A 24,144-nucleotide genomic window follows, 5' to 3' on the forward strand; every position below is an offset into this window, starting at 1 on the left:
TCTACTCGCTGTTCATGGATTAAACCTCGTTGCCGTTAACGAGGGTCTTGGTGATTTGGTAATCACGGGTAAAGGCGGTCAGGTTAGCGACCTTGCCAGCTTCGATGGTGCCTAAACGTTGTTCGACACCGATAGCGCGCGCCGGGTAGAGCGTTGCCATACGCAGCGCTTCGTCCAGTGCGATACCGACATGCTCTACGCTGTTCTGCACCGCTTCGATCATGGTCAGTGCGGAACCGCTCAGTGTGCCGTTTTCGTCAACGCACAGGCCGTCACGATAATAAATGGTTTTACCCGCGAAAATAAACTGATCGATATCCGCGCCTGCTGGTGCAGTAGCATCGGTGACCAGCACCAATTTATCACCTTTTACCCGCTTGGCGTTACGGATACTCGCCCAGGCCACGTGGTGCCCATCGGCAATGATGCCGGTATACACTTCTGGCGTGTCGAAGATCGCGCCCATCAGGCCCGGCTCGCGGCCACTGATGTACGGCATGGCATTGTACAGATGGGTGGCGAAGGTAATGCCTGCGGCGAAACCCACGCGTGCCTGATCGTAAGTGGCGTTGGAGTGGCCTGCGGACACCACGATCCCGGCGTCGCTCAGCTGTTTGATAAAGTGTGGTTCCACCATTTCTGGCGCCAGGGTCACTTTGCTGATCACGTCGGCATTGGCACACAGGTAGTCAATCATCTCGCTGGTAGGCTTGCGGATAAACGCCGGGTTGTGGGTACCTTTCTTCTCCAGGCTCAGGTACGGCCCTTCCAGATGCAGGCCAAGGGCCTGATTGGGATGATTCTTCAGATAAGCGCGCATCACGTTGATGCCGTGCTTCATATAATCGTCGCTGCAGGTGATCAGCGTTGGCAGATAGCTGGTACAGCCGGATTTCTCGTTGGCATGCTGCATGATTTCCAGCGTGGTTTCCGAGATGGCTTCCAGTGAGTCGTTAAATTGCACGCCGCCGCAGCCGTTAAGCTGCACGTCGATAAAACCGGGGGCTAGGATGGCGCCACCCAGATCGCGCATTTCGATGCCTGCTGGCAGCTCGGCCAGTGGGCAGACTCGTTCAATCAGGCCATCAGCAATCACTACCGCATGGTCATCAAGCACGTCGTGGCCGGTAAAAATCCGGCATTGGGTTAAAGCGAACATGTAGCCCCCTGCAAAAAATTAAAGACTATTAACGCTTTCCGCTTCCAACTCGCGGAAATACTTAACGGTTTTCACCTTCAGTTCCATGGTGGACGGTTCGTCACAAACCACCACGGCTTTGGCATGCAGCTGCAGGCAACTGATGGTCCACAGGTGGTTGATGCTGCCTTCCACTGCGGCTTCCAGCGCTTGTGCCTTGCCACGGCCAGTGACCAGGATCATCACTTCTTCCGCATCCAGCAGGGTACCCACGCCGACGGTCAGGGCATATTTTGGCACCTGGCTCACGTCACCGTCGAAGAAGCGGGAGTTGGCGATGCGGGTTTCTTCGGTCAGCGTTTTGATACGGGTGCGTGAAGCCAGAGAAGACGCTGGTTCGTTGAACGCAATGTGGCCATCGAAGCCCACGCCGCCCATGAACAGGTTAACTTTACCGTAGGATTTCATCTTGGCTTCGTACTGACGGCACTCTTCGTCAACGTCTGGTGCGTTGCCGTTCAGCAGGTTGATATTTTCACGTGGGATATCAACGTGGTCGAAGAAGTTACGGTACATGAAGGTGTGGTAGCTTTCCGGGTGTTCCTGCGGCAGGCCAACATACTCGTCCATGTTGAAGGTCACGACGTGCTTGAAGCTGACTTCACCGGCTTTGTGCATCGCGATCAGGTGTTTGTAGGCTTCCAGCGGGGTGCCGCCGGTTGGCAGGCCAAGGACGAACGGGCGATCTGCGGTCGGTTTGAAGGCGTTGATACGCTGAACGATATGGCGTGCGGCCCATTTGCCGACTTGAGTAGTGTCTTGTAGTGGGATAAGTCTCATCGTACACCTCTAGGTAGAATAAACTGTGTCTATACTGGTACGGGCAACAACCGTAGCTTAAAGCGTAACTCAGCTTTGTGAAGCGGGTATTCGGGATTACTGCTCGTTGATTTTTTGAATGATAAAATAAGTTTTGTGCGATGGCTAGCAATGTGGCAGTTTAACACTACTTTTTGGTGACATTTGTCACAAAAAAGGAGGTTTTAATTTGCGATACGAAATAATTTTTTTACACTCCGCATGAGTGATACGTGCCAAACGTTATTTCTAAAAAGGTAGTGAGTTATCTCAATAAACTGCCAATAGGGTCCGGCATCGGACGAATAGGGGGAAAAGGTGAACATTCTTAGTTATTTACAAAAGGTGGGTCGGGCCTTGATGGTTCCGGTAGCCACACTGCCTGCCGCGGCCATCCTGATGGGTGTCGGCTACTGGATTGACCCGGTTAGCTGGGGTGGGGACAATGCTCTGGCAGCCTTGTTCATCAAATCTGGTGCGGCCATTATCGATCATATGTCGGTCCTGTTCGCCATTGGTGTGGCTTACGGTATGTCCAAAGACAAAGACGGTGCTGCTGCACTGACCGGTTTTGTCGGCTTCCTGGTAGTGACCACGCTGTGTTCACCTGCCGCCGTGTCAATGATTCAGAAGATCCCTCTCGATCAGGTTCCAGCCGCCTTTGGCAAAATCGAGAACCAGTTCGTGGGTATCCTGGTGGGTATCATTTCTGCCGAAGTCTACAACCGTTTCAGCGGTGTTGAACTGCCGAAAGCGCTGTCATTCTTCAGCGGCCGCCGTCTGGTGCCAATCCTGATCTCCTTCCTGATGATCCTGGTTGCCTTCATCCTGATGTACATCTGGCCGGTGGTGTTCAACGGTCTGGTCAGCTTCGGTGAGCAGATCCAAAAGCTCGGCTCTGCCGGTGCCGGTATCTACGCCTTCTTCAACCGTCTGTTGATTCCGGTCGGTCTGCACCATGCGCTGAACTCGGTATTCTGGTTTGACGTTGCTGGTATTAACGATATTCCTAACTTCCTGGGTGGCTCGCAGTCTATCGAAGCGGGTAAAGCGACTGTCGGTATCACCGGCCGTTACCAGGCAGGCTTCTTCCCAATCATGATGTTCGGTCTGCCTGGTGCAGCACTGGCCATCTACCACTGCGCGCGTCCTGAGAACAAAGCGAAAGTGTTGGGTATCATGATGGCGGGGGCGTTTGCTGCCTTCTTCACCGGGATCACCGAGCCGCTGGAATTCTCCTTCATGTTCGTTGCGCCTGTGCTGTATGTGATCCACGCCATTCTGACCGGTATCTCCGTGTTCATCGCGGCCAGCATGCAGTGGATTGCCGGTTTTGGCTTCAGTGCCGGTCTGGTGGATATGGCGTTGTCAACGCGTAACCCACTGGCGACTCACTGGTACATGCTGATCCCGCAAGGCCTGGTGTTCTTCGCTATTTACTACGTGGTGTTCCGCTTCACCATCAAAAAATTCAACCTGATGACCCCAGGCCGTGAACTGGCGGTTGCCGGTGACGAAACCGACGGTTATGACGTGGATACCGCTGCGGGTAAGAACGAGGATGAAACCACTACCCTGGCTCGTCGCTATGTGAGCGCCATCGGGGGTTCTGACAACCTGACCGGGATTGATGCCTGTATCACCCGTCTGCGTTTGAACGTCAAAGATTCTGCGTTGGTGAACGATGCTCTGGCTAAACGCCTGGGTGCTTCTGGCGTGATCCGTCTGAACAAGCAAAGCGTGCAGGTGATTGTCGGGACTCGTGCCGAACTGATTGCCAGTGCGATGACTAAAGTGATTGCAGCAGGCCCGGTAGCGGCAGCCTCTGCTCCAGCCGCCGCAGCCGCTGCGGCAGAAGTTAAACCGCAGGCCGTTCCTAACGTTGCTAAAACCGTGTTGGAAGCGCTGGTGGCGCCGGTAACCGGTGAAGTGGTGGCTCTGGATCAGGTGCCGGACGAAGCCTTCGCCAGCAAAGCGGTCGGTGACGGTGTGGCTATTCGCCCAACCGATAAAACCGTCGTGGCGCCAGCTGATGGCACCGTGGTGAAGATCTTCAACACCAACCACGCTTTCTGCCTGGAAACAGACAAGGGCGCGGAGATCGTCGTGCACATGGGTATCGACACCGTGGCGCTGAACGGTCAGGGCTTCAAACGCCTGGTGGAAGAGGGTGCTGAGGTGAAAGCAGGCCAACCTATCCTGGAAATGGATCTGGAATACCTGAACGCCAACGCGCGCTCGATGATCAGCCCGGTAGTGGTCAGCAATGCTGACGACTATGCTGGCCTGACGGCGCTGGCAACCGGCAATGTGGTTGCTGGTCAAACCAAGTTGTTTGAGATCCAGAAATAAGTTGGGTTTAATCCTGGCTCCGCCCGGGCGTTAAACGGGCGGTAAGCAGTATCAGCGGGAAAAGAGCGATCTTTTCCCGCTTTTTTTGTTTTTGCAGCACGGGAACTTGACGAATAACGGTTGTTTCTGGGCGCGGCTTATTGGAACATAGAAGGTTATATGTGTAGCGCTTTGCATTTGAGGAATAGTGACATGAGTGAGGCAGAAGCCCGCCCAACCAATTTTATCCGTCAGATCATTGATGAAGATCTGGCATCAGGGAAGCATACGTCGGTTCATACACGTTTCCCACCGGAGCCTAATGGCTATCTGCATATCGGCCATGCCAAGTCCATTTGCCTGAACTTTGGCATCGCCAAGGATTATCAGGGCCAATGTAACCTGCGTTTCGATGACACCAACCCGGTAAAAGAAGACATCGAATTTGTCGACTCCATCAAGCACGATGTGGAGTGGTTAGGCTTTACCTGGAGCGGCGACGTTCGTTATTCCTCGGACTATTTCGATCAACTGCACCAGTATGCGGTTGAGCTGATCAACAAAGGCCTAGCCTATGTTGACGAGCTTTCTCCCGAGCAAATCCGTGAATACCGTGGCTCGCTCACGGCTCCGGGCAAAGACAGCCCGTACCGTACCCGCACGGTTGAAGAGAACCTGGCGCTGTTTGAGAAGATGCGTAACGGCGAGTTTGCCGAGGGTACCGCTTGCCTGCGCGCCAAGATCGATATGGCCTCGCCGTTTATCGTGATGCGCGATCCGGTGATCTACCGCATCAAGTTTGCGGAACACCACCAGACCGGGAACAAATGGTGCATCTACCCGATGTACGATTTCACCCACTGCATTTCCGATGCGCTGGAAGGGATCACCCATTCGCTGTGTACCCTGGAGTTCCAGGATAACCGCCGTCTGTACGACTGGGTGCTGGATAACATCACCATCCCTTGCCATCCGCGTCAGTACGAGTTCTCACGCCTGAATCTCGAATACGCCATCATGTCCAAGCGTAAGCTGAGCCAGCTGGTGACCGAGAAGATCGTTGAAGGCTGGGATGACCCACGTATGCCAACCGTGTCCGGCCTGCGTCGTCGTGGCTATACGGCCGCCTCTATTCGCGAGTTCTGCCAGCGTATCGGCGTCACCAAACAGGATAATAACGTCGAGATGATGGCGCTGGAGTCCTGTATTCGTGACGATCTGAATGAGCACGCACCGCGCGCCATGGCCGTGCTGGATCCGGTGAAGGTGATCATCGAGAACATGTCGCAAGACGTGGAAATGGTGACCATGCCTAATCACCCGAACCAGCCGGAAATGGGCAGCCGTGAAGTGCCGTTCAGCCGCGAAGTGTATATCGATCGTGCAGACTTCCGTGAAGAAGCCAACAAGCAGTACAAACGTCTGGTGCTGGGCAAAGAAGTGCGCCTGCGCAATGCGTATGTGATCAAGGCTGAACGCGTAGAGAAGGATGCAGAGGGTGAAATCACCGCCATTTTCTGCACCTACGATCCCGATACGCTGAGCAAAGATCCTGCCGATGGCCGCAAGGTGAAAGGCGTGATCCACTGGGTGTCTGCTGCACACGCCTTACCGGCAGAAATTCGCCTGTACGATCGTCTGTTCAGCGTGGCTAACCCGGCGGCGGCAGAGGACTTCCTCGCCACCATCAACCCGGAATCGCTGATTATCAAGCAAGGCTTTGTTGAGCCAAGCCTGGCAGCTGCCCAGCCGGAGAAAGCCTACCAGTTCGAGCGTGAAGGCTATTTCTGCGCCGACAGCCGCCATTCTACGGCCGATCGCTTGGTGTTTAACCGCACTGTAGGCCTGCGTGATACCTGGGCCAAGATTGGCGCTTAAGCTTAGCCAAGCCTAGCGTGTTTCCTTGCCTGTTTGTCTCTTGATCGGATCTTCTGGTCAAGAGACATCTTCTGTTTTGCTTTGAATGCTATCCTCAAGTTGTTTCCCTTCCCGCTGACTGTCCATGATTTTGGTCATTTGGCCTGCGTGCTGTTAACTGTCACTCTACGCCCATAATAAAATCAGGGTAATAAACTCGCGGGATTTATCTGGCCTGCATTTTATTTTGCGTAAATTTTGAGTCTCTCACCTTGGCTTATTCCTATTACTAAATATCGAAATAACGAAAGGTTGCGACCACTTATACTTATATTTTGGCGCTCTGCGTATTAGCCATAAATTCATTGATCTGCGTTTGTTGATCGGCTATTCTTGCCCGAAATACAGGGTGGTAAATAATAATCAGCATGCTTTAATAAAGGCATATTTTATTGTGTCTTTATACTAAGCATGGTTATTTTCTATCAAGATAGATAATGCCAAGGCTGATTTATACTCACTATATAAGGATTATGTTGTGAAAAAGCTTACTGTTTCTCAAGCCAACTCAATCGTCGGCGGTACCTGTAAAACCTGTACGACCAAATATGTCGCCTCTGGTTTCAAGTGCAATATGGTAACAACCTGTACCGACAAAACCGGTAAAGTCATCAGCCAGGACTCTAAACCTACTGCGCTGGCCAATTGCGGTATTATTGAGCAGTAATACTGAGTAAAGGTTTCCTGCTGCCACCGTCCTTACTACCCTTGAATAGAGGGGTATTGAGTCCGAGTTACGCTCAAGCCTGTGTCCAGTAAGGGCGGATAACGTGGACCCTTATTCAGCGTTTACTTCAGTGCTGATGCGACTTTTTCGTGTCAGCCTGTTTCGCAACGATAAAGCTAATTAGCAGGCCTTTTTAGGACGAGTTTTTATGTTCAGAACCCCTCTGTTTATTACCCTGTATACGTTAGTGGTTATTATTGTTTCATCACTTATGACGACAGCCTATTTTCACTATTTTGTATTGAATACTAATGACGATCAGCAAAGCCTGATCGCTTTCGATAATAATAAGGTTAATAATAGTCCGATCAAAGAAGGCAATACCCTTATCGAACTCTTCTCTTATGGCTGCCACTACTGCGCCCTGAATGAAGAAAACCTGGATAAGCTGGAAGCGCGGATGCCTGCCGGGAGCAAGTTGGTCCGTTTGCATATCAATAACGAGCAGATGAATGGTTTGGCCAGTTTTTCCTCGTTGTTTGCGACGTTAACGGTAATGGGCATTGAACCGCAGCACCGTCAAAGCGCCTATGACGCAATTATCCGGGACAAGGTCGATCTGAGTAACCCTAAAAATCGTGATATCTGGCTGCAGGAGCAAAATATCGATCTCGAGGAGTACGCCCGTGTTAGCCAGACCCCGCAGGTGAAAGCCTTGCTGAGCTATATGACCGAAGTCTCCCGCTATTACAACATAGATGCAACGCCGAGCTTTATCGTCAACAGGAAATGGTTGGCACTGCAGGATCGTGAGTTCCCCGAGTTTGCTGACCACTTGTTGTCGTTGTTACAGCATGACAAGCCGCTGGAGCCCTAATGCGTTTCTTTGCTGTGTGGGCCTATCTGGCATGGCGAAATAGCCTGGCAACGCTGATGCGTAGTCTGGCGCCCTTGCGCAAAGCACAGAGAGGTGCCGTCTGTTGGTTATTGCAGCACGGTGATTATCGTTGGTTTCTTGTGCTGGCGGCGTGGGGCAGAAGGTTGCGGCTGGGAGACCGAGGGGAGCGTAGGCGTGCTTTTGTGGCCGCCGCCAATAAGCAGTGCTTGCTTGGCGATGGCCGTAAATTGGATTTTGCCGGGATGAGCTATCGTCGGCGGCTATTGGATCTGGCCGCTACCTATGGGCAAAGCCCACAGATACAGGCTCAGATGGAGCGTTGTAAAGCGCAGTTGAATGCCGTGGTGGAGCCTTTGCATCAAGCCGGTTCGCCGGTGGTGCTAGCTCCGTTGCATATGGTTTCCGATGTGTTGGCCGGGATGGTTGGGGGCGCGGCTTTCCCTGGTCAGGCAACGGTGATCGTTTCCAGTAGTGTGGAAATCTATCAGGAACAAGTCCGCCAGCTAGGGAAGGTCAATCTTGCTTATTGTTCGATCCATGACGATAGCCGGGAAATTGCCGGCAACCTGATGGCGGCGATCATGGAGGCCGCGGATCATCGGCGCAACATCATGATCTTCCCTGATATCACCCCTGATTACACCGTCAATGCCAATACGGCGGCAACGGCAAAACTACCTTGTCGGCTTTTTGATCGCCCTGCCAATCTGCACAGCGGAGTGATACGCATTGCCCGGGCGTTATCGGCGCAGGTGGTTTTTTATTACCTGTATTACGACCAGGAACTCAAAATCCATATTGAGCCACCGGTGCAGGCTCGCAGCCTGAAGGCCAGGCTGCCGGAAATCATTGAAGCGTCGATAGCTCGGCATCCTGAAGACTGGCTGTTATGGCACTCGCATTCGTTATTTTTTATCAATGAATAATCTGGAAATTGAAGAAGTCAGATCATGGAAAAGATAATCCCGACGCAGGTTTTTCAAGGTGAAACCAATGAGTGTGGGTTGGCCTGCATCGCCATGCTGGCGCAGACGCAGGGCATCGATGCCCCGCTGGAGAACTTGCGTGAACGCTATCCAGCGTCGCAGCATGGCACCTCGTTGACCACGTTATGTACCATTCTCTCTGAGCTGGCCATACCCGCTTACCCGGTGATTTTCGACCATGGTGAGCTGGCGGAGCTGCCGTTGCCTGCCATTTTACACTACGGTGCCAGCCACTATGTGCTGTTGGCGTACCGCCAAGGCAACTATGTTTGTGTGATGAACCCGGCGATAGGCCAGCAGCTGTTGCCCATCGATGCATTAAAACTGGAAATCAGCGGCTACGCGCTGGTGCTGGACAGTGAAAGACAACCCGACCCAAAGGCACAGGCTGATAAAAAGCGCAGTACGAGTTTTAAAGCCCTGGAGTGCATGAGCCTGAAAGAGACCGCCAGAATGCCGGGTATCTATCGGCTGATGGTGCTGGCCTTTTTGATTTCCTTAACCCTGTTCATCATGCCGACGATGGTAGGCAGCGCCATCAATCAGGTTTACTCCTCGGCGGGTGACGCCGACTTCCCGTATTTCTATTTCCTGCTGGCGTTTTTCGTTTCTACCCTGCTGGCCTTCGCCGTGCGTTGGGTTACGGAGCGGTTTATCAAACGCTTTGTGGTGGTCAACAGCGTTGCCGGTTTCTCGCGGTTACTCGGTAATTCGCTCAACTTCTTTGCCAAACGCGCACCGGGCGACGTGTTCAGCCGCTTTTCCAACTGGCAGCTGGCGTCCGGTATCAAGATCGAGCTGGATAACGGCCTGCGTACCGATTGGATTATCGGCGCTATCGCGTTAGGCGTTATGTGTTACATGAGCCCGCTGCTGGCGATGGTCTCTGGCGTTGGCGTGACGCTAATGGGATTGATCAGCATCTGGGCCATCTATCGCGATCGCTATTACACCCAGCAGTTGCAGGTAAAAACGGCGGAGCAAAGCGATTTTATTCTGGAAAGCATTCAGGGTTTTTCCACCATCAAATCCGCTGGGCTGGACAGCCAGCGCAAAAGCGTGTTTGCCCGCTACGCGCTGTCTCTGTTTACCTGCCAGCAGCAGCAGAGGATCTATGAGCAGGTCAAAAGCAGCCTGTATCAGCTGATCGGCAGCCTGGAGATGGTGTTTTTCATGCTGCTGGCGTTGCCATTGTTGAAAAAGGGGATCCTGACGCTGGGGGAGTTTTTTGCCTACAGTTTTGTGCGGGAGATTTTCACCTCGTATATCACCAAAATATTCTACGCCATTTTGCAAAAGAACCAGCTGCACGTCATTGATACCCGTGCGCGGGATCTGTTTCCTTCCAGTTCTGAGCATGAAGCGGCACCTAAAACGCTCCCGCAGTTCAGCTCTCGGTTGAGTTTTCGCCATATTGTCTTTGCCTACGATGCCCAGTTGCCGGTGCTGCATGATTTGTCGATATCGCTGCAACCCGGCCAACGGATTGCCATTGTCGGTGAGTCGGGGACGGGCAAAAGCACGCTGCTGAAAGTGATGACCGGCCTGATGGCTCCGCAGCAAGGTGAGGTGGTGGTCGATGGTCAACCGGTCGATTATCGGCAGCTACACACCTTGTTCTTCCTGCAAAGTCAGGAAGATATTCTGTTCAATGCCTCGGTGCTAGAGAACATCACGCTGTTTGATGAGAACGTGGATGAGCATCAACACCAGCGGATTAAACGTTCCCTCGAAGGGCTGAATCTGCACTCGGTAGTAGAAAAACTGCCGGGTGGCCTCAACGCCCTGATCCGTGAAAGCCATGCCGGGTTATCCCTGGGGCAGCGCCAACGCCTGTTGCTGGCACGGGCAATGTACAGCAACTGCCCGGTGCTGGTGCTGGATGAACCCACGGCCAACCTGGATGAAAATACGGCGCATCAGGTGATGACGACCTTGCTTGCCCATTGCCGTGAACAGCACAAAACGCTGATCACCGTGACACACAGCGAAAGCGTGCTGTCGATGTTTGATCGGGTTTATCGCATGGACAATGGGGGGATGGCGCAGGTTGATACCCTGTTCGCATCGCAACCAGACCTGACAGCGGCAGCATACTCATGAAAATTAAAATGACAGGGACGAAGTTGCTGATGGTGGTGTTGGCATTGGCCGCATTGAGCGGTGCGGTTGTCTGGTATTTCATGACGCCAACATCAGAGGGTGCCCTCAATACTGCCGAAATTACCCGTGGTGACATTGAGAAAACGGTGCTGGCTACCGGGGTACTTAAACCGTTGCTGCAAGTCAGCGTCGGGGCGCAGGTCAACGGGCAACTGCAAAAGCTGTATGTGAAACAGGGGGATCGCGTCACTCGCGGGCAACTGTTGGCGGAGATTGATCCTACGTTGCAGCAGAATGCGCTGCGTAAATCAGAAGCGGCATTACAAAGCGCGCAGGCGCAGAAACAGGTCACTCAGGCGATGCTTAAACAGTATCAGCAGGAACTGACCCGGCAGCGCAGAATGGATCGCGAAGGCTCCGGCATAAAAAGTGAGTTGCAGAAAGCCCAGGCCCAGCTCCAGACGCAGGTCGCCCAGCTAAAGGTGAATGATGCCCAAATCGTTCAAGCGCAGATGGAGCTGGAAACGGCCCGCGCCAACCTGGGCTTTACCCGCATTGTCGCGCCGATTGATGGTGAAGTGTTGGGGATTGTCACCAAAGAGGGGCAAACCATTGTCTCTTCTCAAACCGTACCCACCATTTTGGTGTTGGCGGATGTCGATACCATGTCAGTGCATACCCGTATTTCAGAAACGGACATCCTCAAGGTTCGCGTTGGGCAGCCACTGTGGTTTTACGTGGTTGCCGATCCGAAAAAGCGCTATGAGAGTGTGATGGGATCGATCCAGGAAGCGCCTGGCGAGGCCTTGCTGGACGACAGCCTCGCGACGTCCTCCAGCCAACAAGCCTCTGCGGTGTATTACAACGGCGTATTTGTGATCGCCAACGCCCAGCGTTTGCTACGAACCTCAATGACTGCCCAGGTGTTTATCATCACCGAACAGGCCAGGAATATCCTGCGAGTGCCGGTTGCCGCCTTTGGTGCACAGCGGGATGCAGACCGCTATCAGGTGCAGGTGATGAATGGCAAGCAGCTTGAGCTACGTTGGGTCCGTATTGGGCTTAATGACCGGCAGTTTGCCGAAGTCAAAGAAGGGCTCAACGAGGGAGATCGCGTGGTGTTGAGCTCCTCGGTGACGGGAAGCGATCATCATGGCTGAACATAATGAGCCTGTGATCGCCCTGCGCGGCGTATCCCGCCATTTTGTGTCCGGATTGCAGACGGTGGCGGTGTTGAAAGCTATCTCACTCACCATTCAGCGGGGTGAAATGGTGGCGATCATTGGCGCTTCCGGCTCGGGGAAATCCACGCTGATGAATATTATCGGCTGCCTGGATAAGCCGACGCAGGGGGAGATGTCCATCAAGGGTATTTCCACCCCCCAGGCCAGTAGCGAACAGTTGGCTCAATTACGCAGCCAGTACATTGGATTTATTTTCCAGCGCTATCATCTGATGCCGTACCTCAGCGCCGCTGAAAACGTCGCCATCCCGGCTCTGTATACGGCGATGCCGACGGCTGAACGTCAGCAACGGGCCGAGTATTTACTGACCCGGCTTGGGTTGCAGCAGCGTATCCATTACAAACCGGCCCAGCTTTCCGGTGGCCAGCAACAGCGGGTCAGTATTGCCCGGGCACTGATGAACGGGGCGGAAATCATTCTGGCTGACGAACCGACGGGGGCGCTCGATCGTGCCAGCGGCCAGGAGTTAATGGGGATCCTGCACGCGCTGCACCAGGCAGGACACACTCTGATTATCGTGACCCATGATCGTGATATCGCCAACCAGGCACAGCGCATCATTGAAATCAGCGACGGTGAGATTATTTCCGACAAGGCCAATCATGCCGTCGCGCCGTTGGAGGCCCCGCCAGCGCTGCCGGTTGCGGTGGCTACTGGCCGTACAAGGTTTTGGCAAAGCGTGAAAGAGGCCGTCAAGATGGCCTGGCGGGCCCTGTTGGGGCACCGCGCCCGGGCCTTTCTGTCGATGCTGGGTATCATCATCGGTATCTCTTCGGTGGTGTCATCCATGGCGGTCGGGGAAGGGGCTAGGCAAAGTATTCTCAATGAAATCAGCCAGCTGGGCACCAGCACGCTGGAGATCCGGCCGGGGCTGGGCTGGGATAATCTCCGCCCCGATTTTGCGCGGGCGCTCACGGTGTCCGATGTCGAACTGCTGGCGGAGCAAACTTATGTCGATAGCGTGTCGCCGTTAGTCAGCAATACGGTAAAAGCGGTACGTGGAGGCAAGCAGGCCATGGTGTCGATTTCCGGCATCAGCAACGCGTATTTTCGCGTGCAGGGCCTGCATTTCCTCTCCGGCAACGGCTTTACCGGGCGTGATCTGGACGAGCGTGAGCCGGTGGTGATCATCGATCCAGAACTGCGCGCCACGCTGTTTGAGCCAGATGAGTTGCCCGAGGGGGAGATCATCCAGTTGGCGGGGACGCCTTACCGGGTGATCGGTATTGCCGAGCGTAAAGGCGGCAAGTTCAGCGGCATGATGCTTGGGGCGTGGATGCCATACACCGCGTTACTGGAGCGGATGTCCGGCAATATGCCGATCGAATCAATAACCCTGCGGGTCAATGACGGCATTTCATTACGTGAGGTGCAAGGCCGGGTAGAAGCATTACTGGAGCAGGCGCATGGCCAGCGTGACTTTTTCACCCAGACCAATGACCAGATGACGCAGGCCATCCGCAAGGCGTCGGATTCCATGACGCTGCTAATTACCGCCATCGCCGGAATTTCCCTGCTGGTGGGGGGCGTTGGCGTGATGAATATCATGCTGGTCTCCGTGACGGAACGAACCCATGAGATCGGCATCCGCCTGTCGGTTGGGGCGCGTCCTGCGGATATTATGCGCCAGTTCCTGATCGAAGCGATGGTGATCTGCTCGCTGGGTGGGCTGATTGGCATTATCGGTGCCGGGCTGGCCGGGGTGATTTTCTCCTGGGTAACGCAGGAGTTTTCCATGATCTTTACCTGGCCACCGATGGTGCTGGCCTGCGGATTCTCGGCGCTGATCGGCCTTGGGTTTGGCTTTTTCCCTGCGCGTAATGCAGCGCGCCTTCACCCTACGGAGGCGCTGGCACGCGAATGATGATGGGCAAACTTTCCTGGACATTGCTATTCCCCTTATTGCTGACGGGGTGTGGCTCATTAGTCAAAAGTGACTATCAGCAGCCCATGCTTTCTGTGCCCTCCGAATGGCGGCAGCAGGAGAGCGGGGCAGGTTATTTACAGCACAGCAAACGCTGGTGGGACAGCTTTGACGATCCACAACTCTCGACACTGATTGGTCGGGTGCTGACCAGTAACAACGATCTGGCGATTGCCGGATTGCAGCTACAGCAGGCGCGGCTGGCTGCGGGGTTAACGAATACCAACCTGACGCCGGACGTGGCGGTTAGCGGCGGCGCAAGCAATGAAAAAAACCTGCGCAGCAATACCACCCCGACGGAGTCTTACCGCACCTCGCTGGATCTGAGCTATGAACTGGATTTGTGGGGCAAGCTGGCGCGGGCCAGAGAACAGGCACAGTGGCAGGTTGAGGCCTCGGAGCAGGATCGGGAAAACACCGCGCTGATATTGATCGGTGATACCGCGCGCTATTACTGGCAGATCGCCAGCTTCAATCAGCAGATCACGCAACAGCAAACCGGGCTGGAAATCAGTAAGCAGACGCTCGACATGGTGCAGTCCCGTTACGCAGCAGGCGCGGCTGGGCAACTTGATGTATTGCAGGCGCAGCAATCGGTGATCGAGCGTGAAAACCGTCTGCGCCTGTTGCAACAACAGCGCGAGGAGGCCCGCAACGCGTTGGCCATCCTGTTCAACCGTTCGCCCACCGATCGTCAGGTAGAGCGATCTTCTCTGGACACCCACCAGGATGTACCGATAGCCAAGATGCTGCCGGTTGAGGTTATCGCCCGCCGCCCGGATGTGAAAGCGGCGGAAAGCCAGCTGCGTGCAGCATTGGCGGGTTCGGATGTGGCCCGCCTAGGCTTTTATCCGACGCTTTCACTGAGTGCGTCACTCGGGGCTGCCAGTCATGTTTTCCAGCAGTGGTTCAGTAACCCGGCCAGAACACTGGGCGCTAACGCTGCCTTACCGTTTGTGGAATGGAACACCGTACAACTGACCATCGAAAAGTCGGATCTGGATGTCAGGCAGGCGGCGATTGTGTTTCGCAGCACGGTCTACAGCGCCTTATCCGATGTGGATAACGCCATGACGCAGCGGCTTGGCTATCAGCAGCAAAGAAAAAACCAGCAGCAGAATCTGCAGCTAGGCCAGCAGCGTTTAGCGCTGGCGACTAGCCAATACCAGGCGGGAGCCGTTTCTTTCCAGACTCTGCTGGATGCAGAAGATGCCCTGCTGACCATTGAAAATAATCTGGCGGATCTGCAGTACGGTTACCTCAATGCCACCATGAAACTCTGGCTGGCACTGGGCGGCGGTGTGACAAAAGACAATGACAGGGAAAGGGGAAATCATGAATAAAGGTTTAATGCCGCGCCGAGTGGTGGTCACCGGTTACGGGGCGGTGACGCCGCTGGGAATGAATGCAGCGCAAAGCTGGGCGGCGATCATGGATTATCAGCTAGGTTACCGTTATTACGATAAATCCAGCGTCGGGATCCAGTCGCGTTTTCTGGGGCTGATCGACGAGGAGCCTAGCTTGAAAGGGGTTCCTGCGGCGATCCGTCGCCGTCTGCCGCGTTTTGCCCGGCTGGTGTTGGCAGCGGCCCGTGAGGCTATGGGCATGGCGTTTCAGGGCGACCGCCCGGCGGCCCATTACGATCTGCTGGAGTGCGGCACGATTATGGGCAGCGGCTGGGCGGGGCAGGATGAAACCCATATGAATTATGAAGGCTATCTGCGCACGGGTTTGGGGTCACCGTTTGGCTGTTTCCTGTCGATGCCGAATGCGGCTACGGCGGCGTGCAGCCTGTTCTGGGGCCTGCGCGGTTATCAAAACAGCCCGATTGCGGCCTGTGCGACCGGGACGATCGCCATCGGTGATGCTTTTGAGGTGATCCGCAGTGGTCGCGCCTCCATGATGCTTGCCGGGGCCGGGGAGTCGCTGCGTACCGATGCCGCAGTGTGGAACATCGACATCCTTCGTGCGTTGGCGAGCGAGCAGGAAGATATCCGCAAGGCCTGCTGCCCGTTCAGCCTGGATCGCAACGGTTTTGTGCTATCCGAAGGGGCGGCCGTTTTGTGCCTGGAGGAGCGGGAAGCCGCGCTGGCTCGCGGGGCAACTATCCTTGGCGAAATCAAAGGTTACGGTAATTATTCCGATGCCGTCGATTTTACTGCCCCAGCCGAAGACAAGCTTGCCCGGGTCAAGACTATCGCGCGAGCATTGGATCAGGCGGGATTGGCGGCGGCGGATATCGACTATATCAATGCGCATGGCACTTCTACGCCGCTCAACGATCTGAACGAAACACAGGCCATCAAACTGGCCTTCGGTGAAGCCGCTTTTAGCACACCGCTTTCCAGCACCAAATCTTACTCCGGGCATCTGATTGCGGCGGCGGGCAGTTTTGAATCCATTATTTGCCTGCAAGCCATACAACATCAGATGATGCCTGCGACCTGTCACCTGACGAATGCCGATCCACAATGCGATCTGGATTACATCGGTGAGGGGCATCGCTCTGCAGCGTTACAAAATACGCTGAATCTGAGCTTTGGCTTTGGCGGTGCCAATGCGGCCTTGGTAATTGGGCAGGCATGAGTATGGATCTTACTTATACCGTGCAAGATGCTGAAGCCTGGGCGGTATTTTCTGGCGATTACAATCCGATCCATTTTGACCTGCAACAGGCGCGCAAGATCGGTGTGGCGCAGCTGAGCGTACATGGGATGCGTGCGATGCTGGATATGAAACGCCACCTGAGCACAGCTCTGCTGGCTGCAGCACCGGATCAGGATGGCTATACCTTCCGCGCACGTTTGCGCCAACCAGTGTTGTGCCAGACGTCCTATCAGTTGCAGATAGCCAGCAAGGGAAGCTCGGTGACCGGTACGTTGCTGGACAGTACCACGCAGGAACGCTGTTTTAGCAGCACGCTGACTTCGGGACCACTCTTGCCATTGAGTGTTGGCGTGAAGGAACACTCGCTGACGATGGCTGAAGTGATGGCATTAGCCCGCCGATTTCCCGGAGAGGTCTCGGATATCACTCAGACTTGGGGGTTCTTTGATGCGCTGTTATTTCAGCTGTTGGTGCAATCCCCGGCAACGCTGGCGACGCTGAGCGCAGCGTTTCCCGAACTGGCTGCCGAGACGCTGCTCGACGTGTTCGCGCAGATCCCGGTGGTGCAGACACACCATGAAACCCACTTTAGCGCCCGGCTTTTTACTCCCGATCCCCATTTTCACCTTGCCGAGCGGCTGTACTACCAGATTTCGCCAATGTTGATCATGGGGGATAAACACAGCGGCTGGGTGTTACGGGCGGAGATCCAGGCTAACACGCTGTCGCAACCGCTGATAACAACGGCAGTCACCTTGAAAACCTGGCCGTTGGCCAGTTAAAAACATAAGGATATACTATGGAAAAGTACCAACAAATTTACCTCACCGTCAGCGAAATGATCTGTGACGCCAAAGATCTCGAGATGGACGACCTCTCGCCAGAGATGCCCTTGCATCAGCTAAAACTCGATAGCCTGGATTACGTCGAACTGATGGTGCTGGCCAAGCGTGAATTTGGCGCCACGTTGAGTGCCGAAATGTTTATCGATAAACCCAATATGACACTGGGTGAACTGTGCCAATCTCTGGCCGAACAGCATAAATAAGCCTATGACCAGACAATGGGTTTTAGTGACCGGCGGTAGCCGGGGGATTGGCCGCGCGCTGGTGGAAGAGTTGGCCAAACGGTGGAACGTGGTGCTGACCTGCCGTAGCGATCGATCGCCCTCAGCCGAGGTGATTGAGGCCTGTGCCGGCTTGCCTGGCTGGGTGGAAAGCGTTGTTTGCGATGGCAGTGATGAGCAGGCGGTGAACCTTGTAGCACCAGAACTGTTGATCCGCCTCGGAGCGCCTGTGGCGGTGATCCATAATGCAGGGATCACCCAAGACAGTTTGCATATCCAACAAACTAGCGAGCGCTGGCGGCAAGTGATCGACACTAACCTCAATGCCGTATTCTACTGGAACCGGCACCTGCTGCCAGCCATGATGGGGCAGGGGGAAGGAGCTATCGTACTGATGTCTTCGGTAACGGGGATCAAGGGCAATGTCGGGCAGACGGCATACGCTGCCAGTAAATCGGCGATGATAGGCCTAGCCAAGTCGCTGGCGTTGGAGGTGGCGCGCTTTAACATCCGGGTGAATTGCCTGCTGCCGGGGATCATTCACAGCGAGATGACAGACGCGATCCCACCGGAGGCGCTGAAGGCGCTGCGCAAACAAATCCCGCTGCGGCGTTTGGGCAAGGCCAGCGAGGTCGCCAGGGCGGCGGTATTTCTGATCGGCGATGACAGTCGTTATATGACAGGACAGAGCCTGATCCTCGACGGAGGGTTAACTGCCTGACCCACTTGGGACGAACATGTTCGTCCCCTACAAATTTCCGCACCTAGTCCCGTGCACACAGGCTGCGCCCGTTTCGGCTTTTTTTATCCCTAAAACCAACCCTCCCTTGCGCTGTGTTGTTAGCGGTGATCACGCTTGTTTTTTTCTAAGAATTAACTTGGTTATCACTGCGTGTCATTTTTCATCATCTCGACTTATATATTCGCGATGCGAATTAATATCATTTATAGAGCGCTCTCATTTTTAGCGCCAATCGGCGTTTTTCGCTTGCTGAAACCTTTCAATCCACAGGGAATTAGCTTTTTTAAGATTTTATTATCTGATTTTATTGGGAATTATTTATAAATAGTGACCTTGCTCATTATTGTAACGAATTATCATCAATGTGTGCACCTTGTCATACTTTGACAAATCTCTCTCACTTTTCATTTGATAATTCGCGTCGCGAAAAATAGTCTAGCTACAGTATCAAGGCCGAGGTGAATTTTATCACCCGGCACAATTTTACCCGATTAGGGTTTTTATATTAGCGACCGTGCAGGGCAGTGGTGAACGCAGGCGGGCGCACTTTAAAGTCAAAGTCAAAGAGGAATTTTCTTATGGGTACGCACGGTGCTCAGCGTAAAACGCTGGCGCTCGCAGTCGCGGGTGCACTATTAGGAAGCGGATTCGTTCTGGCCCCAGAAGCGCAAGCGGAAGGGTTTATCGACGATTCTACGCTGACCGGTGGGGTCTATTACTGGCAACGTCAACGCGATCGTAAAGACGTTGAAACCGGTGATTTTAAAACCAACCTCTCTCACTCTACCTGGAACGCCAACCTGGATTTCACCTCCGGCTATGCGGCGGACATGTTTGGTATCGATGTGGCGGCGTTCACCGCCATCGAAATGGCCGAATCCAGCGAGAGTGGCCACCCGAACGAAATCGCGTTCTCCAGCCGTAACCGTACCTATGACGAAGATTACTCCGGCGATAAAAGCGGTATCAGCCTGTATAAAGCGGCCGGTAAGTTCAAGTATGGCCCGGTCTGGGCGCGTGCCGGTTATATCCAGCCAACCGGGCAAACGTTGCTGGCCCCGCACTGGAGCTTTATGCCGGGTACCTACCAGGGGGCTGAAGCCGGTGCCAATTTTGACTATGGCGATTCAGGTGCGTTGAGTTTCTCCTACATGTGGACCAACAAGTACAAGGCGCCTTGGCACATCGAGATGGACGATTTCCGTCAGAACGATCGCAAGACCAACGTGTCCTACCTGCACTCGCTGGGTGCCAAATACGATTTCAAAAACGACCTGGTGCTGGAAGCCGCGTTTGGCCAGGCGCAAGGCTACGTGAATCAGTATTTCACCAAGGCGTCTTACAAGTTTGACCTGGCTGGCAACCCAATGACCACCAGCTACCAGTTCTACGGCGCAGAAGACCGCATCGGTGATAATCGCGATCCGAACAGCATCTATGATGGTCTGGCATGGTTGCAGGCGCTGACCTTCGGTTATACCACCGGCCAGTTCAACTGGCGTCTGGAAGGCACCATGGTCAAGGCGGAAGGTAACCAAGGCTTCTTCCTGCAGCGTATGACCCCGACCTACGCCTCCTCAAACGGCCGCCTCGATATCTGGTGGGATAACCGCTCCGACTTTAACGCCAACGGCGAAAAAGCCGTGTTCGGTGGCGTGATGTATGACCTCAGCAACTGGAACCTGCCTGGCATGGCCGTCGGCGCTTCCTACGTTTACGCCTGGGACGCCAAGCCAAGCACCAACCCGATATACGATCAGAGCCAGCGTCTGAGAGAGAGCGCTTACAGCCTGGATGCGATGTACACCATGCAGGACGGGCGCGCCAAAGGCACCCTGTTCAAACTGCACTTCACGCAGTATGACAACCATTCCGATATCCCAAGCTGGGGCGGAGGTTACGGCAACATCTTCCAGGACGAGAAAGACGTCAAATTCATCGTTATCGCACCGTTCACCATCTTCTAATGCGCCTCCCCGGTGGCCAGGCTGCCGGGGAAATGCCACAGGACTTTAACCATGAAAAAACTGATGCTGATTATGGTCGCGGTTGCCGGGCTTAGCGCCTGCTCGCAGTCGGCCGCGCCACCGGAAGACGTCAAGCTGCGCCAGGCTTACAGCGCCTGTATCAATACCGCGGAAGGTTCACCAGAGAAATTGCAGGCCTGCCAGGCGGTGCTGAACGTGTTGAAGCAAGAGAAACAGCACCAACAGTTCGCTGAGCAGGAAACCGTGCGGGTGCTGGATTACCAAAGCTGCATCCAGGCCGCCCATACCGGCAATGGCCAGGCGTATGACGCCAAATGCGGCAAGCTGTGGAAAGAAATTCGCGCTAACAACAACTGATTACGCAAGAGGTTGCAGATGAACAAGTTTAAGATGAGTGCTCTCGCCGCCCTGACGGCTACCGTTGGGTTATTGGGCAGCGTGGGTTCTGCCATGGCCAACCAGCAGGTGGTTGATCAACTCAGCCAGTTGCAGGTCAATCTGAAGATGTTGGACAACCGTGCCGCCGAGAACGGCGTAGACTGTGCCAAGCTGGGTGCAGACTGGGCGTCCTGCCACAAGGTGCTGATCACCTTGACCAACGGCAATCAGGAAATCAAAGATAAAGATTGGGCGATCTATTTCCACAGCCCGCGCCAGACGCTGAAGGTCGATAACGACCAGTTCAAAATCACCCACATTACCGGCGATCTGTATAAGCTGGAACCGACGGACAAATTCACCAGCTTCCCGGCCAATCAGGCGGTGGAAATCCCGATTATCGCTGAATACTGGCAGCTGTTCCGCACCGACTTCCTGCCGCGCTGGTATGCCACTTCCGGCGATGCTCAGCCGAAGATCCTGTCGAATACCGATACGGAAGATGTTCACCAGTTTGTTGCCCCGTTCACCGGCGACCAGTGGAAGCGTACCAAGGATGACAACAACATTCTGATGGTGCCGGAAAGCCGCTTCACCAAGAACCAGGATCTGAAAGTGTTGCCGATGGCATCGCTGCGTGGGCAAATCATCCCAACCCCGATGGAAGTTAAAGTCCATGCTAAGGATATTGACCTGAGCAAAGGCGTGGCGCTGGAACTGAGCGCCTTGACCAAGCCAGCGGCAGATGCCGCAGCCGAGCGTTTTGCACTGCTGGGCATTGAGAGCCAGGCGAACGGTTATCCAATCAAGACGGATATCAAGCCAGCGGCATTCAAAGGCGATCAGGCCGTGCCTGGTGCCTACCAGCTGAAGATCGGCGAGAAAGGTGCCGAGATCGTCGGTTTCGATCAGACTGGGGTGTTCTATGGTCTGCAATCCATCCTGTCGTTAATCCCTTCGGATGGCAGCAAGAAGATCGCGACGCTGGATGCCAAAGATGCACCGCGCTTCCAATACCGCGGCATCTTCCTGGACGTGGCGCGTAACTTCCACCAAAAAGACGCCGTATTACGCCTGCTGGATCAAATGGCAGCCTACAAGCTGAACAAATTCCACTTCCACCTGACGGATGACGAAGGTTGGCGCATTGAGATCCCTGGCCTGCCTGAGTTGACCGAAGTGGGAGGCCAGCGTTGTCATGACCTGAGCGAAACCACCTGCCTGATGCCACAATACGGCTCTGGCCCGGCACCGCATGGCGGCTTCTTCTCCCGTCAGGATTATATCGACATCGTTAAATATGCTCAGGCACGCCAGATTGAAGTGATCCCTGAGATCGACATGCCGGCGCACGCCCGTGCGGCGATAATTTCCATGGAAGCTCGCTACAAGAAACTGCTTGCCGAAGGGAAAGAGAAAGAAGCCAACGAGTTCCGCCTGGTGGATCCGACCGATACCTCCAATACCACCTCGGTGCAGTACTTCAACCGCCAGAGCTACCTGAACCCATGCCTGGATTCGTCCAAAAACTTCGTGGACAAAGTGATTGGCGAAGTGGCCCAGATGCACAAAGAGGCCGGCCAACCGCTGAAAACCTGGCACTTTGGTGGGGACGAAGCGAAGAACATCCGTCTGGGCGCTGGCTATACCGACGTGAAAAACCCGGAAGCGGGCAAGGGTATCCTCGACCTGAGCAAAGAAGACAAGCCGTGGGCCAAGTCACAGGTTTGCCAGGCCATCATCAAAGACGGCAAAGTGGAAGATATGGAACACTTGCCAAGCTACTTCGGTCTGGAAGTCAGCCAGTTGGTGAAAGCACACGGCATTGACAGAATGCAGGCGTGGCAGGACGGCCTGAAAGATGCCAAAGACTCGAAGGCCTTCGCGACCAACCATGTGGCGGTGAACTTCTGGGATACCCTGTACTGGGGTGGTTTCGACTCGGCTAACGACTGGGCGAACAAGGGTTATGACGTGGTGATCTCTAACCCGGACTACGTCTACATGGACTTCCCGTATGAAGTCAGCCCGGACGAGCATGGTTACTATTGGGGCACCCGTTTCAGCGACGAGCAGAAGATCTTCAGCTTTGCACCGAATAACCTGCCGCAGAACGCCGAAACTTCGGTGGACCGTGACGGTAACCACTTCACCGCCAAGAGCGATAAACCATGGCCGGGCGCATACGGTCTTTCCGCCCAGCTGTGGAGCGAAGTGGTACGTACCGACCAGCAGATGGAATACATGATTTACCCACGTGCCGTGTCGCTTGCAGAACGTGCATGGCACCGTGCAAGCTGGGAACAGGATTACAAAGCTGGTCGTGAGTACAAAGGTGGCGAAACCCATCAGGTCGATACCAAAACCCTTGATAAGGACTGGCTGCGCTTTGCCAACCTGATTGGCCAACGTGAGCTGGCCAAGATGGATAAAGCGGGGGTGAGTTATCGCCTGCCGGTCCCTGGTGCACGCATCATCGGTGGCAAGTTGGAGGCGAATATCGCTCTGCCGGGCCTGGGAATTGAATATTCCACCGACGGCGGCAAACAGTGGCAGCGTTATGACGATAAAGCGCGCCCTGCGGTAGCGGGTGATGTGCAAATCCGCGCGATTAGCCCGGATGGCAAACGCTTCAGCCGTGCCGAGCCAGTAAAAGCGTAAGTGAGAACTCCGCCCGCCTACGTGTCGGTAGGTGGGCTGAGATAGTGCGAGGTGAGAGAAAACTGCAATTGTGATAATTGAGTGGATATTTTTCCCCGGGCCTGTCCGGGGATTTTTTTATCTGTCATTTAGGCATAAAAAAACCGCCGTGTAGGCGGTTTTCGCGTTCTGGCGGGCCAGGATCAGTTCTTGTTGTGCAGCGTTTCGTTCTCGCGGCAATCACCGGTTTCACAGTGGCCGTACAGGTACAGGCTGTGGTTGGTGAGCTTGATACCGTGTTGCTTGGCGATATCGCGCTGACGCACTTCGATGGATTCGTCGCTGAACTCGATCACTTTGCCGCAGTCCAGGCAAATCAGGTGATCGTGGTGGTGCTGCTGAGTCAGTTCGAAAACCGACTTGCCACCTTCAAAATTGTGGCGGGTCACAATACCTGCGTCGTCAAACTGGTTCAGCACACGGTATACCGTGGCCAGGCCAATTTCTTCACCCATATCTATCAGTTTTTTGTACAGATCTTCCGCACTGACGTGATGGCATGCCGGATCCTGCAAGACTTCCAGGATTTTGAGTCGCGGAAGAGTGACTTTTAAGCCAGCCTTCTTCAATGCGGAGTTGTTATCAGTCATGCGGATT

The 24,144-nt window shown here is 54.5% G+C and carries 19 protein-coding genes; 16 read left to right on the forward strand and 3 right to left on the reverse strand.

Annotation, left to right across the window (positions count from 1 at the left end):
• Positions 1-19: 19 nt before the first annotated feature.
• Together nagA and nagB are read right to left on the reverse strand one after the other, a co-directional pair.
• Positions 20-1,159 (reverse strand): N-acetylglucosamine-6-phosphate deacetylase, encoded by a 1,140-nt coding sequence (gene nagA, locus KGP16_RS07550; protein ID WP_115158756.1) that lies wholly within the window; start codon positions 1,157-1,159, stop codon positions 20-22.
• A gap of 18 nt (positions 1,160-1,177) precedes the next feature.
• Positions 1,178-1,978, reverse strand: coding sequence for a glucosamine-6-phosphate deaminase (gene nagB / locus KGP16_RS07555; protein WP_021805317.1), 801 nt, complete (start codon positions 1,976-1,978; stop codon positions 1,178-1,180).
• A gap of 336 nt (positions 1,979-2,314) precedes the next feature.
• Here nagB and nagE point away from each other — a divergent pair, with 336 nt between their 5' ends.
• The 16 genes from nagE to KGP16_RS07635 all read left to right on the forward strand — a co-directional run bounded on the left by nagE (position 2,315) and on the right by KGP16_RS07635 (position 23,508).
• Positions 2,315-4,348 carry an N-acetylglucosamine-specific PTS transporter subunit IIBC gene (nagE, locus tag KGP16_RS07560; protein ID WP_037375135.1) on the forward strand — a complete coding sequence of 678 codons (2,034 nt, stop codon included), beginning with the start codon at positions 2,315-2,317 and terminating at the stop codon, positions 4,346-4,348.
• Between the two features lie 192 nt (positions 4,349-4,540).
• Positions 4,541-6,205: a glutamine--tRNA ligase gene (gene glnS, locus KGP16_RS07565; RefSeq protein WP_218519701.1), complete on the forward strand. Its 1,665-nt coding sequence runs from the start codon at positions 4,541-4,543 to the stop codon at positions 6,203-6,205.
• A gap of 517 nt (positions 6,206-6,722) precedes the next feature.
• On the forward strand, positions 6,723-6,911 hold the full coding sequence (locus KGP16_RS07570; RefSeq protein ID WP_021805314.1) for a DUF4762 family protein: 189 nt from the start codon (positions 6,723-6,725) through the stop codon (positions 6,909-6,911).
• 208 nt (positions 6,912-7,119) lie between these two features.
• A complete protein-coding gene (locus tag KGP16_RS07575) occupies positions 7,120-7,788 on the forward strand; it encodes a thioredoxin domain-containing protein (protein WP_094982653.1) in 669 nt (222 codons plus the stop codon).
• Positions 7,788-8,735 (forward strand): ABC transporter, encoded by a 948-nt coding sequence (locus KGP16_RS07580; RefSeq protein WP_209523547.1) that lies wholly within the window; start codon positions 7,788-7,790, stop codon positions 8,733-8,735. The genes KGP16_RS07575 and KGP16_RS07580 overlap by 1 nt, the downstream gene beginning before the upstream one ends.
• 24 nt (positions 8,736-8,759) lie before the next feature.
• Entirely contained in the window at positions 8,760-10,898 is a 2,139-nt protein-coding gene (locus KGP16_RS07585) for a peptidase domain-containing ABC transporter (RefSeq protein ID WP_223501102.1), read from the forward strand.
• Between the two features lie 8 nt (positions 10,899-10,906).
• Positions 10,907-12,058, forward strand: a complete 1,152-nt coding sequence (locus KGP16_RS07590) for an efflux RND transporter periplasmic adaptor subunit (RefSeq protein ID WP_094982727.1) — start codon at positions 10,907-10,909, stop codon at positions 12,056-12,058.
• Positions 12,051-14,006, forward strand: coding sequence for an ABC transporter permease (locus KGP16_RS07595; RefSeq protein ID WP_223501103.1), 1,956 nt, complete (start codon positions 12,051-12,053; stop codon positions 14,004-14,006). The genes KGP16_RS07590 and KGP16_RS07595 overlap by 8 nt, the downstream gene beginning before the upstream one ends.
• Positions 14,006-15,409, forward strand: coding sequence for an efflux transporter outer membrane subunit (locus KGP16_RS07600; RefSeq protein WP_371822709.1), 1,404 nt, complete (start codon positions 14,006-14,008; stop codon positions 15,407-15,409). The genes KGP16_RS07595 and KGP16_RS07600 overlap by 1 nt, the downstream gene beginning before the upstream one ends.
• A complete protein-coding gene (locus KGP16_RS07605) occupies positions 15,402-16,652 on the forward strand; it encodes a beta-ketoacyl-[acyl-carrier-protein] synthase family protein (RefSeq protein ID WP_223501105.1) in 1,251 nt (416 codons plus the stop codon). The genes KGP16_RS07600 and KGP16_RS07605 overlap by 8 nt, the downstream gene beginning before the upstream one ends.
• Positions 16,653-16,654: 2 nt before the next feature.
• A complete protein-coding gene (locus tag KGP16_RS07610; protein WP_218519698.1) occupies positions 16,655-17,455 on the forward strand; it encodes a MaoC/PaaZ C-terminal domain-containing protein in 801 nt (266 codons plus the stop codon).
• A 17-nt stretch (positions 17,456-17,472) separates the two neighbouring features.
• Complete coding sequence (locus KGP16_RS07615) at positions 17,473-17,721, forward strand: acyl carrier protein (protein WP_021805305.1); 249 nt, start codon at positions 17,473-17,475, stop codon at positions 17,719-17,721.
• A 4-nt stretch (positions 17,722-17,725) separates the two neighbouring features.
• Complete coding sequence (locus KGP16_RS07620; protein ID WP_094982659.1) at positions 17,726-18,460, forward strand: SDR family oxidoreductase; 735 nt, start codon at positions 17,726-17,728, stop codon at positions 18,458-18,460.
• 599 nt (positions 18,461-19,059) lie between these two features.
• Entirely contained in the window at positions 19,060-20,448 is a 1,389-nt protein-coding gene (locus tag KGP16_RS07625) for an OprD family outer membrane porin (RefSeq protein WP_115158764.1), read from the forward strand.
• Positions 20,449-20,499: 51 nt separating this feature from the next.
• Positions 20,500-20,826, forward strand: coding sequence for a ChiQ/YbfN family lipoprotein (chiQ, locus tag KGP16_RS07630; protein ID WP_021805302.1), 327 nt, complete (start codon positions 20,500-20,502; stop codon positions 20,824-20,826).
• 18 nt (positions 20,827-20,844) lie between these two features.
• The gene (locus KGP16_RS07635) at positions 20,845-23,508 is read left to right on the forward strand and encodes a beta-N-acetylhexosaminidase (RefSeq protein WP_209530131.1); all 2,664 of its coding nucleotides are present in this window, start codon (positions 20,845-20,847) and stop codon (positions 23,506-23,508) included.
• 182 nt (positions 23,509-23,690) lie between these two features.
• On the opposite strand, the gene fur is transcribed toward KGP16_RS07635, so the two are convergent.
• Complete coding sequence (fur, locus tag KGP16_RS07640) at positions 23,691-24,137, reverse strand: ferric iron uptake transcriptional regulator (RefSeq protein ID WP_021805300.1); 447 nt, start codon at positions 24,135-24,137, stop codon at positions 23,691-23,693.
• Between the last annotated feature and the right edge of the window lie 7 nt (positions 24,138-24,144).

The sequence above is a fragment of the Serratia sp. JSRIV006 genome (assembly GCF_019968685.1).
Lineage (GTDB): Bacteria > Pseudomonadota > Gammaproteobacteria > Enterobacterales > Enterobacteriaceae > Chania > Chania fonticola_B.

Excerpts from the sequence above, each read along its gene's own strand:
- nagA (WP_115158756.1), bottom strand. The coding sequence starts at position 1,159 with ATGTTCGCTTTAACCCAATGCCGGATTTTTACCGGCCACGACGTGCTT.
- nagB (WP_021805317.1), bottom strand. The coding sequence starts at position 1,978 with ATGAGACTTATCCCACTACAAGACACTACTCAAGTCGGCAAATGGGCC.
- glnS (WP_218519701.1), top strand. The coding sequence starts at position 4,541 with ATGAGTGAGGCAGAAGCCCGCCCAACCAATTTTATCCGTCAGATCATT.
- KGP16_RS07575 (WP_094982653.1), top strand. The coding sequence starts at position 7,120 with ATGTTCAGAACCCCTCTGTTTATTACCCTGTATACGTTAGTGGTTATT.
- KGP16_RS07580 (WP_209523547.1), top strand. The coding sequence starts at position 7,788 with ATGCGTTTCTTTGCTGTGTGGGCCTATCTGGCATGGCGAAATAGCCTG.
- KGP16_RS07585 (WP_223501102.1), top strand. The coding sequence starts at position 8,760 with ATGGAAAAGATAATCCCGACGCAGGTTTTTCAAGGTGAAACCAATGAG.
- KGP16_RS07590 (WP_094982727.1), top strand. The coding sequence starts at position 10,907 with ATGACAGGGACGAAGTTGCTGATGGTGGTGTTGGCATTGGCCGCATTG.
- KGP16_RS07595 (WP_223501103.1), top strand. The coding sequence starts at position 12,051 with ATGGCTGAACATAATGAGCCTGTGATCGCCCTGCGCGGCGTATCCCGC.
- KGP16_RS07600 (WP_371822709.1), top strand. The coding sequence starts at position 14,006 with ATGATGGGCAAACTTTCCTGGACATTGCTATTCCCCTTATTGCTGACG.
- KGP16_RS07605 (WP_223501105.1), top strand. The coding sequence starts at position 15,402 with ATGAATAAAGGTTTAATGCCGCGCCGAGTGGTGGTCACCGGTTACGGG.
- KGP16_RS07610 (WP_218519698.1), top strand. The coding sequence starts at position 16,655 with ATGGATCTTACTTATACCGTGCAAGATGCTGAAGCCTGGGCGGTATTT.
- KGP16_RS07615 (WP_021805305.1), top strand. The coding sequence starts at position 17,473 with ATGGAAAAGTACCAACAAATTTACCTCACCGTCAGCGAAATGATCTGT.
- KGP16_RS07620 (WP_094982659.1), top strand. The coding sequence starts at position 17,726 with ATGACCAGACAATGGGTTTTAGTGACCGGCGGTAGCCGGGGGATTGGC.
- KGP16_RS07625 (WP_115158764.1), top strand. The coding sequence starts at position 19,060 with ATGGGTACGCACGGTGCTCAGCGTAAAACGCTGGCGCTCGCAGTCGCG.
- chiQ (WP_021805302.1), top strand. The coding sequence starts at position 20,500 with ATGAAAAAACTGATGCTGATTATGGTCGCGGTTGCCGGGCTTAGCGCC.
- KGP16_RS07635 (WP_209530131.1), top strand. The coding sequence starts at position 20,845 with ATGAACAAGTTTAAGATGAGTGCTCTCGCCGCCCTGACGGCTACCGTT.
- fur (WP_021805300.1), bottom strand. The coding sequence starts at position 24,137 with ATGACTGATAACAACTCCGCATTGAAGAAGGCTGGCTTAAAAGTCACT.